The sequence below is a fragment of the Alteromonas sp. DY56-G5 genome, from assembly GCF_041414725.1.
GTDB lineage: Bacteria > Pseudomonadota > Gammaproteobacteria > Enterobacterales > Alteromonadaceae > Alteromonas > Alteromonas macleodii.
In genome coordinates, this window is sequence record NZ_JANHZQ010000006.1 from 156,520 (window position 1) to 164,975 (window position 8,456).

General features: G+C 43.8%; 9 protein-coding genes. 4 read left to right on the forward strand and 5 right to left on the reverse strand.

Translation table 11 applies throughout. The features are described 5' to 3' along the window. Positions 1-4 precede the first annotated feature (4 nt). Together glp and NO989_RS05000 are read left to right on the forward strand one after the other, a co-directional pair. Positions 5-1,219 (forward strand): gephyrin-like molybdotransferase Glp, encoded by a 1,215-nt coding sequence (gene glp, locus NO989_RS04995; RefSeq protein WP_371342162.1) that lies wholly within the window; start codon positions 5-7, stop codon positions 1,217-1,219. A 100-nt stretch (positions 1,220-1,319) separates the two neighbouring features. Continuing rightward, entirely contained in the window at positions 1,320-2,693 is a 1,374-nt protein-coding gene (locus NO989_RS05000) for an MATE family efflux transporter (protein WP_371342163.1), read from the forward strand. A gap of 22 nt (positions 2,694-2,715) precedes the next feature. Here NO989_RS05000 and NO989_RS05005 read toward each other — a convergent pair whose 3' ends face one another. Genes NO989_RS05005 through NO989_RS05015 form a run of 3 tightly spaced genes read right to left on the reverse strand, consistent with a single transcriptional unit; the run spans position 2,716 to position 5,501 of the window. Next, on the reverse strand, positions 2,716-3,435 hold the full coding sequence (locus tag NO989_RS05005; RefSeq protein ID WP_371342164.1) for an NTP transferase domain-containing protein: 720 nt from the start codon (positions 3,433-3,435) through the stop codon (positions 2,716-2,718). Positions 3,436-3,483: 48 nt separating this feature from the next. After that, positions 3,484-4,665, reverse strand: a complete 1,182-nt coding sequence (locus NO989_RS05010) for a VWA domain-containing protein (RefSeq protein WP_014949688.1) — start codon at positions 4,663-4,665, stop codon at positions 3,484-3,486. Then, the gene (locus NO989_RS05015) at positions 4,665-5,501 is read right to left on the reverse strand and encodes a MoxR family ATPase (RefSeq protein WP_039220753.1); all 837 of its coding nucleotides are present in this window, start codon (positions 5,499-5,501) and stop codon (positions 4,665-4,667) included. The genes NO989_RS05010 and NO989_RS05015 overlap by 1 nt, the downstream gene beginning before the upstream one ends. Before the next feature lie 271 nt (positions 5,502-5,772). Between NO989_RS05015 and cysK the strand changes: the two genes are divergently transcribed. Together cysK and NO989_RS05025 are read left to right on the forward strand one after the other, a co-directional pair. After that, entirely contained in the window at positions 5,773-6,738 is a 966-nt protein-coding gene (gene cysK, locus NO989_RS05020) for a cysteine synthase A (protein ID WP_014949690.1), read from the forward strand. A gap of 246 nt (positions 6,739-6,984) precedes the next feature. After that, positions 6,985-7,443: a hypothetical protein gene (locus NO989_RS05025; RefSeq protein ID WP_014949692.1), complete on the forward strand. Its 459-nt coding sequence runs from the start codon at positions 6,985-6,987 to the stop codon at positions 7,441-7,443. Positions 7,444-7,648: 205 nt separating this feature from the next. Here the strand turns inward: NO989_RS05025 and NO989_RS05030 are convergent, their stop codons facing one another. Next, entirely contained in the window at positions 7,649-7,930 is a 282-nt protein-coding gene (locus tag NO989_RS05030; protein ID WP_126874075.1) for a type II toxin-antitoxin system RelE/ParE family toxin, read from the reverse strand. Then, entirely contained in the window at positions 7,927-8,211 is a 285-nt protein-coding gene (locus NO989_RS05035; protein ID WP_126874076.1) for a type II toxin-antitoxin system RelB/DinJ family antitoxin, read from the reverse strand. Before NO989_RS05035 ends, NO989_RS05030 begins: the two co-directional genes overlap by 4 nt. Positions 8,212-8,456: the final 245 nt, after the last annotated feature.

An 8,456-nucleotide genomic window follows, 5' to 3' on the forward strand; every position in this document is an offset into this window, starting at 1 on the left:
TGGTATGTCATCTAAATGGCTTTCACTAGAAGAAGCCCTCACTAAAGCATTAGACGCTGCAAAAGCGATAAACGACATTGAGCAAGTGAGAATTTTTGACGCCAACAACCGCATCTTGGCCCAAGATGTAACTGCCCACGTTGATGTCCCGCCATGGGATAATTCAGCAATGGATGGCTATGCCGTAAATGCGGAAGATCTCAAACACAGTGATAAACTCGAAGTACAGGGTGTAATTACAGCTGGCATGAGTGCTGATGAGCCGCTTGAAAAAGGCAAAGCATTTAAAATAATGACGGGGGCCCCGGTGCCTGCCAATGCTAACGCCGTTGTAATGGTAGAGAATACCGAAAGTCATGATGGCGCGGTTTTGATCAATAAAATTCCATCGGCGCAAGAGAATATACGTAAAAAGGCCAATGATATCGCCAGTGGCGATACACTAATAAGCAAGGGCACGCGCCTTCACGCCGAACACCTTATGCTGCTTTCCTCCCAAGGAAACAGTAAGGTGGCAGTATTCAGAAAACTTCGCGTTGGTGTAGTCGCGACTGGTTCTGAACTTGCTGCACCTGGCGAACCCTGTAAATCGACACAAATTTTCGAGTCTAATCGCGTTGGTGTAAGCAGCATCTTAAGCAATGAAAACGTAGAGCTTGTTGATTTCGGCATTGTAGAAGACGACGAAGGTTCTTTGCGTAAACTCTTCATTGAGGCGAGCGAGCATGTAGATGTAATGGTAAGTAGCGGTGGCGTATCTGTGGGCGATGCCGACTATGTAAAAGATATCATCGCTGAATTGGGCACTATCGACTTTTGGAAAGTCGCGGTTAAACCGGGTAAACCCTTTGCTCTGGGCAAAATAAACAACACGTTGTTTTGCGGTTTGCCTGGCAACCCTGTGTCTTCATTTGTTACCGCAAAATTATTGGTTGTGCCTGTTATCAAAAAAATGCAAGGACAAGTACAACCGCACGAGCCGTTCTTTGTTAACGCTAGCATTACGACACCTCTTAAGCGACGTGCAGGCCGCCGAGACTTTCAGCGTGCAACCATGGTAAGAAATAATCAAGGTGAATGGGAAGTCACACCATTTAAGTCACAAAGCTCTGGCGTTATGACTTCAATCACTTCTGCTAACTGCCTAATGGTAGTACATGAAGATATAAGTGAGTTAAAAGTTGGCGATACGGTTCCGGTTATACCGCTACATTTTTAACAAGTTCGTTGTTGAAACGCTACTTCGTTAAGGCTTTTAAGCTCGTTTTTATTTTCTGCATTTTTATCGCCCTAGGCGACCCATATAGAGACACATTACCGTGAATAAAAAACGCTTTCTTTTAGAAGGAAGAGACATTTTAAAACTAGCATGGCCATTGTTGGTTGCGCAGATTACTCAAATGCTAATGGGCGTTAGCGATACTATTATGGCTGGGCGTTTCAGTGCAACCGACATGGCAGCGGTAGCACTAGGATTTAGCATCACCGTGCCACTGCTTTGCTTTATACAGGGTATAGCGCTGGCACTTCCCCCAATTATTTCACGGTTGCAGGGAAACAAAAATTTAAGTGGTATTGCCGACGCAAGTCAGCAAGCTGGTTATCTGGTTTTCTTTGTGGGATTAGCGGTAGCAGGCTTAATTCCATTTACTGAAAGCATAGTCGCGCTGTTCCCTATGGCGCCCGAGCTATTTAGCATTACCGTAGACTACGTACTGTATGTGCTGTTCGCTATGCCTGGATTTGCACTTTACCAATGGCTTAGAAACTATTGTGAAGGCTTGGGTAAAACCAAACCCACTATGATTATTACGGTTATCGGGCTGATGGCGAACATCGTAGGAAACTACCTGTTTATCTATGGTGTAGGCCCATTACCAGCTATGGGCGGTGCGGGTTGTGGTATTGCAACGGCCATTGTGATTTACACCATGCTTATAGCGACCGTTATCTATGTTCGTTTTGCCCCTGCCCTGCAAAAGTACAATTTGTTCGGACAGTTGTATAAACCTAACATGGTAACCATAAATCGCACCTTCAAAATGGGCTTACCCATTGCTATGACTATCCTATTTGAAGTGACGCTGTTTTCGCTGGTTGCATTGTTATTAGCCCCTTTTGGCGCCACAACGGTAGCGGCCCACCAAGTCGCACTGAATTTCTCGGCCCTGATGTTCATGTTTCCTATGAGCATTGGTATGGCAGCAGCAATTCGCATTGGCTATCGCATAGGGCAAAATAACCCACGACAGGCAAAAATTGCAGCTCGAACCGCTATTCTGATCGGTTTTTTCACCGCTGCGTGTACGGCTAGCTTCACCCTGCTAGCAAAGGGATTCATCATTGGCCTGTACACCAGCGACGAAGCCGTATATACCTTGGCAAATGCGTTATTGATTTATGCGGCGTTATTCCAATTGTCTGATGCGGTTCAAGTGATTTCGGCTAATGCATTACGCGGCTATAAAGACACAACAGCGATGTTTGTTATTACCTTTGTGTCCTATTGGTTAATAGGTTTACCTACAGGCGTTATTTTAGGTAGAACAAATTGGATAACGGCAGAACCAATGGCCGCAGCAGGGTTTTGGATTGGCTTCATTGTAGGATTGAGTGCTGCAGCTGTTATGCTAGGTGCACGCCTTCTTTACATCCAAAGGCCCAGTGCTGTGCATCGTATCGCGAATGCATAACCGTTCAATTGAGCCAAAGCAGTTACCCCCTGCTTTTCAGTTTGTCCCAGTCATGTGGCGTGTCTATATCAAATTGTGCGTTAGGTATAGACACAGCCGTTACCCTACCTAACTTCGCATGCTTCCTAATAACCGGCTTAGCCCCCATATCGCCACTTAGCGCTAGCAGTTCACTAAATACCGCTTCAGGAAAGATAGCAGGTACGGTTAATCGACTATTGTTCTCTCCCTGCTTTTGCCATTCACTGCATACTATGTGATTAGGGTTCGCATAAGAAGTGTTGATAAGGCGAACGAAGTCTTGTGCATTAAGACTCGGCAAATCGGCCAACGTGAATAGCACATGAGTAGGTCTTGTACACAAGCCCTTTGCTGTCGGGGATACTGATTTCGACAGTGATGAAAGGCTTAAAAGATGCGTGAGTCCCGTGCGAATACTTGATGCAAGGCCTTCATCCCAATTAGCGTTGTGAACGATACTGATGGGTAGTTCAGAAACCTTACATGGAGAGTGTTTTAGCTGCGTATTTACGGAATCATGCCATTTACCCGTAACAACAGTAATGGGTAATTCACTGGTTAACGCTAAGTCATTGCGCGCACTAACTACCTCCCCCACACTGTGTTGTATAAGAGAAAGCGCAGAAATTGGGTGTTCCGATAAAAGCTTATTACCCTTGTAGCGAGCGCTCTTTCCGCCCGCCAACACCACAAGTGCTACGGCATAATTTTCCGACTTCAATTCAACATCCGTTATATCAAAGAAATAAAACGTGACACGTCAAAGGGCTTAGCGGCTTCTGCTAAGCCCTTTAATAGCAGCCGTTAACCCTTCAAGCGTAAGCCCATACATTCTGTCTTCCATAATTTCACGAATAATTTTGATAGACGAATAATACGGCCAATAATTCTCAGCTTGCGGATTAAGCCACACTGCGTTGTTAAAGTGGTTCAATAAACGCTGCATCCACACACTGCCCGGCTCTTCATTCCAATGCTCTACACTGCCACCTGGATACGTTATTTCATACGGCCCCATGGTAGCGTCACCTACGAAAATAACCTTGTAGTCTTTTCCGTAGCGATGAATGATATCCCAAATAGGAATGCGTTCTTTATTGCGACGAAGGTTATCTTTCCACACCTCCTCATACACGCAGTTGTGGAAATAAAAGTACTCTAAGTATTTAAACTCGCTTTGCACCGCAGAGAAAAGCTCTTGAGTACTTTTTACGTGTGGGTCCATAGAGCCTCCCACATCAAAAAACATCAACACTTTTACCGCATTGTGACGCTCTGGTGCCATGTGGATATCGAGTAAGCCGCCTTTTTTAGCTGTCTCACCTATGGTCGTTGGCACATCTAGCTGCTCACTTGCGCCGGTGCGAGCAAACTTGCGTAGCTTCCTAAGGGCCACTTTTATGTTACGCGTACCCAGCTCTACATCAGAGCTTAGGTTTTTAAACTCGCGTTTATCCCATACTTTTACTGCCGAAAACTTTCTATTGCCCTTTTGCCCTATTCGCACACCTTCCGGGTTGTCGCCATAAGCGCCAAACGGGGATGTTCCGCCGGTGCCCACCCATTTATTTCCGCCTTGGTGACGCTTTTCTTGTTCTTCTAAGCGCTTTTTCAACGTTTCCATCAGTTCTTCAAGGCCACCGGCTTTACGCAGCGCCTCACGCTCTTCAGGGCTTAAATTTTTTTCAATTTCCTTACGCAGCCATTCTTCAGGGATATCTTTACCGAATAGATCGACAGATTCGACACCTTCAAAATATTCAGCAAACGCCCTGTCGAACTTATCGTACTGCGTTTCGTCCTTCACCATTATGGTACGCGACAAACTGTAGAACGCTTCGATATCGGCATACACCACGTGCTTTTCAAGCGCACTAAGCAAATCCAGCAACTCGCGCAGCGTGGTTTTAACCTGATATTTTCGCAGTGTATAAAAAAACTGAATAAGCATTAGCGACGCGCCATAAAGACCAGTTTTTCAAACAAATGTATGTCTTGTTCGTTTTTAAGCAGTGCCCCGTAAAGTGGTGGAATAGCAGCTTTTCCGTCTTTTGAGTGAAGCGCTTCTGGTGGAATATCTTCGGCAACCAAGAGCTTAAGCCAGTCGATAAGTTCAGAGGTAGAAGGCTTTTTCTTAAGCCCTGGTACATCGCGAATTTCAAAGAAGGCCTTTAACGCTTCATCAAGCAGCTTTTTCTTTAAATCTGGGAAATGTACGTTAACGATTTCTTGCATTTCCTCTGGATTCGGGAACTGAATGTAGTGGAAGAAACAACGGCGCAAGAAAGCATCTGGCAGCTCTTTTTCGTTGTTCGATGTAATAATAACAATAGGACGCTGCTTCGCGACTACACGTTCCTGCGTTTCATAAACGAAGAACTCCATCTTATCGAGCTCTAGCAGCAAGTCGTTGGGAAACTCAATGTCAGCTTTATCAATTTCATCAATTAATAGTACCGGGCGCTTTTCTGCGCTAAAAGCTTCCCATAATTTACCTTTAACGATGTAGTTGCTGATATCGTGAACGCGATCATCACCAAGTTGAGAGTCGCGAAGACGTGACACTGCGTCGTATTCGTACAAACCTTGCTGTGCTTTAGTGGTTGATTTAATGTGCCACTGAATTAGTTCGGTGCCTAAACTCTCGGCCAATTCTTCAGCAAGCATGGTTTTACCTGTGCCCGGCTCGCCTTTAATTAAAAGCGGACGCTCTAGCGTAATAGCTGCGTTAACCGCCAGCTGTAAGTCTTTGGTTGCGATATAATTAGACGTGCCACTAAAAGCCATTATTGTTGTACTCCGTATAATTTTTCGTCTTTGCAATTTTAACTATAATATCAAGGCCTTCTCATGATTGCCCATAGATATAACATATAGCTAAAAAGCACTTTGCATTTTACTGATTGGGACCAATGATATAGGGGTATGACGAAATCCCCTAATTCAGGCTGTGAATTATTAACTATCACACGCGTTGAATTATTAACTATTAAAAAGGTCGTACAGATCACGACAGACGGGGTTTCCTATAAAATAAGGAACGAGGTAAGGATTTATAATGAACGTATTTGACGACAATTCCCTATCTATTGGCCGCACGCCACTAGTTAAGCTAAATCGCGTAACATCAGGTAATGTATACGCAAAAATTGAATCGCGTAACCCAAGCTTCAGCGTTAAGTGCCGCATTGGCGCAAACATGATTTGGGATGCTGAAAAGCGCGGTGTCCTTACCGAAGGTAAAGAAATTGTAGAACCGACCAGTGGTAACACAGGTATCGCTTTGGCGTTTGTTGCAGCGTCTCGCGGTTATAAGCTAACGTTAACCATGCCTAGCAGCATGAGCCTTGAGCGTCGCAAACTTCTAAAAGCTTTGGGCGCAAACCTTGTTCTTACTGAAGCGCCTAAGGGCATGAAAGGTGCCGTTGCCGCTGCACAAGAAATTGTGGCATCAGATCCAGACAAATACGTATTGCTTCAACAGTTCGACAACCCGGCTAACCCAGCTATTCACGAAAAAACCACTGGCCCTGAAATTTGGGAAGACACCGATGGTAAAGTAGATGCATTCGTAGCTGGTGTAGGTACGGGTGGTACAATCACGGGTGTAAGTCGCTACCTTAAAAATACTAAGGGTAAAGCAATCACTTCAATTGCTGTTGAGCCAACAGACTCTCCAGTAATTACCCAAGCGCTTGCGGGAGAAGAATTAACCCCTGGTCCACACAAAATTCAAGGTATTGGCGCAGGTTTCATTCCAGGTAACCTAGACCTAGACCTAATTGACGAAGTTGAGCAAGTTACCAACGAAGAATGTATGGACATGGCGCGCAAGTTAATGACCGACGAGGGTATTCTTGCAGGTATTTCTTCTGGTGCAGCCGTTGTTGCTGCTAAGCGTTTTGCTGAACGCCCAGAAAACAAAGACAAAGTGGTTGTAGTACTTCTAGCAAGCGGCACAGAACGTTACCTAAGTAGCCCTTTGTTTGCTGGTGCGTTCGACGAACAAGAAGAAGTTCAATAACCACCAAAATGTTTCAATCATTTAAAAACGAGGCCTAGTGCCTCGTTTTTTTTATGCCTACTCTCTTCTGTTTCTCCTGAAGTTTCATGAACACAAACACCTGAGTTTTACGCTCTATTACTTTGCTTTTGTGCGCAATATTGTGAATAATCAAAGCATAGATTAGCGAAGCGGCGAGCACATTGACTTCGTTGAGATATAAAACTATCAATAAGAAACGGACCTCTTTACATTAAGGTAATCCAAATGAAAACGCGTATGTGGTACGCCCTATTCGGGCTTTTTACAGTGTTGATTTTATCCGCTTGCGGTAAAAAGGAAGAAGGCATCGGGCGGTACGGCATGCTTGATGAAAGTACCCCTGAGTACACCACCGTAGCGTTTCTCAAAAGTGTTTATGAAGATGACAACCTTGATACAGCAATTCGCCTATCAAGCGAAAAACTGTCTCGTATCTTAACGAGATACCACACTAACAGTAACGTTCAGCGCCACCTCTTAAACCTTAAATATGACACCGTCACCATCACGCCTCAAAGTGCAGGCCGAGTTGGCCGCAACGAGTTCGCAGAAAAATCGACAATCACCGTATTTTTAAGTGGAACATACAACGACGATAAAATTGAAGACTTGCGTAGCCTAGACTTGATTAAAGAAGACGGTGAATGGAAGGTTAATAAAATTCATCCAGATGCCTATTTATAACGTGTAGATAAACGCTGTTTTTATGGCCAGCAACGTAGCTTTTTACAAATGAAGAAAATAAAAAGGATGTTTTCCGGCTTTTATGCTTAAAAGCGTTTATTTTTTGTTTAATGGGTTGTTTTAGGGTAATAATTTCAAAACGCTCATAAGTGATATACGGATAGTTTCCACCTTACATAAAGGATTTTTTCTGTACATTAAATTGTTAGTTGCCTACAGGAAATTTTTGCTTTTGGTGTAAAACTCGAAGAATGTGAATAATGTCGTCTTTTATGAAATATGAAACAATCATTGAAACCTCTGGAATTATTAACAATCTTCCCGGTATACCCTCTCTCTCAACTCCCATAAAAGGTTGCTGATTCAAGTTTTCAACTTTATTCTCAATTATTGCATCAGTTTTTTCTGCTGCTAATGGGTTAAATTCGTATAAAAACTCGAAAATAGCCTCACGATCATCCAACGAACTTTTTTCCCATAAGATCATTTTTTGGCTTTATTCCTAATTTTCATTTTTCGAGCTTCCATGTCCAAGTTCGCTTCTTCATGACTGACGAACTTACTTTTCCCACTCTCTAATTTACTGAACGCAGCATTAACCTCTTCAGTAAGCCACTGATCATGAGTAATTATTTTTCGTTGCTGTTCAGCGAGTTCTTCCGTAAGTTCTCTGCAAGCGTCACTTAAAGTGCGTCCTTGGCTTTCGGCCATTATCTGAGCTAGCCGTTTAGTTTCTTCATCTACTCTAAACTGAATACGGGTATCCATGGTAAACTCCTTATGAAATGTACACACAAATGTTAGCACACTTATTGAATTTACGGCAACTAACAAACGCATTAACTCAGTCGCTGGCGCTCCTTGGGACAAAAACACGTAGGCTCCCTGCGCTTCGCTTGGTATTGTAGCCTACGTATTTTTGCCCGTTATGCGGGCGTTGGTATGACTCCCTTTGTCAACCCTGAACGAGCGCTTCCCTGACACTCTTTCAGCCCATAATTAGCTTTGTTTTT

Bases quoted from the DNA above. Each gene is read 5' to 3' on its own strand.
- NO989_RS05025 (WP_014949692.1), top strand. From the start codon at position 6,985: ATGAAAACGCGTATGTGGTACGCCCTATTCGGGCTTTTTACAGTGTTG.
- glp (WP_371342162.1), top strand. From the start codon at position 5: ATGTCATCTAAATGGCTTTCACTAGAAGAAGCCCTCACTAAAGCATTA.
- cysK (WP_014949690.1), top strand. From the start codon at position 5,773: ATGAACGTATTTGACGACAATTCCCTATCTATTGGCCGCACGCCACTA.
- NO989_RS05015 (WP_039220753.1), bottom strand. From the start codon at position 5,501: ATGGCTTTTAGTGGCACGTCTAATTATATCGCAACCAAAGACTTACAG.
- NO989_RS05030 (WP_126874075.1), bottom strand. From the start codon at position 7,930: ATGATCTTATGGGAAAAAAGTTCGTTGGATGATCGTGAGGCTATTTTC.
- NO989_RS05035 (WP_126874076.1), bottom strand. From the start codon at position 8,211: ATGGATACCCGTATTCAGTTTAGAGTAGATGAAGAAACTAAACGGCTA.
- NO989_RS05010 (WP_014949688.1), bottom strand. From the start codon at position 4,665: ATGCTTATTCAGTTTTTTTATACACTGCGAAAATATCAGGTTAAAACC.